The following is a 790-nucleotide window of genomic DNA, read 5'->3' on the forward strand; positions in this document are numbered from 1 at the left end:
TCGACCTCGCTGGCGGTGCGCGCCAGCGCCTGCACGTCCTTGGGGAAACAGGAACCGCCGTAACCGCAGCCCGGATAGATGAAGTGATAGCCGATACGCGGATCGCTGCCGATGCCCTGGCGTACCTGCTCGACATCGGCACCCAGCCGCTCGGCCAGGTTGGCGATCTCATTCATGAAGCTGATCTTGGTCGCCAGCATGGCGTTGGCGGCATACTTGGTCAGCTCGGCGGCCCGCACGTCCATGAACATCATCTTTTCATGGTTACGGTTATAGGGGCCGTAGCACTCGCGCATCAGCGCTTTGACACGCTCGGAACCGGTGCCCACCACGATGCGGGCGCCCCCACTGAAGTCCTCGATGGCGGCCCCCTCTTTGAGGAATTCCGGGTTGGAGCAGACATCGAAGTCGAGGTCCACGCCTCGATCGGCAAGCGTGCTGGCGACGGCGGCATGGACGCGGTCGGCGGTGCCTACCGGCACAGTGGACTTGTCGACGATGACCTTGGGCTCGGTCATATGCTCGCCGATGGTCTTGGCCACCGCCAGCACGTACTTGAGGTCGGCGCTGCCGTCCTCGTCAGGCGGGGTGCCAACAGCAATGAACTGCAGCGCTCCGTGTGCCACCGCATCGGCCGGATCGGTGGTAAAACGCAGCCGCCCAGAGGCCACATTGGCCGCCACCATCGCCTCGAGCCCCGGTTCGTAAATCGGAATCTCGCCCTCATGCAGGCGAGCGATCTTGTCGGCATCCACATCCATGCACATCACGTCATGCCCCACATCGGCCA

Annotated in this window: 1 protein-coding gene; it reads right to left on the minus strand. The window is 63.7% G+C overall.

The features are described from left to right. A partial coding sequence (locus tag HUS66_RS17365; protein ID WP_175072446.1) for a UDP-glucose dehydrogenase family protein occupies positions 1 to 790 on the minus strand: 790 nt, incomplete at both ends.

Source organism: Onishia taeanensis (assembly GCF_013349955.1).
In the GTDB taxonomy this organism is placed as follows: Bacteria; Pseudomonadota; Gammaproteobacteria; order Pseudomonadales; family Halomonadaceae; genus Onishia; species Onishia taeanensis_B.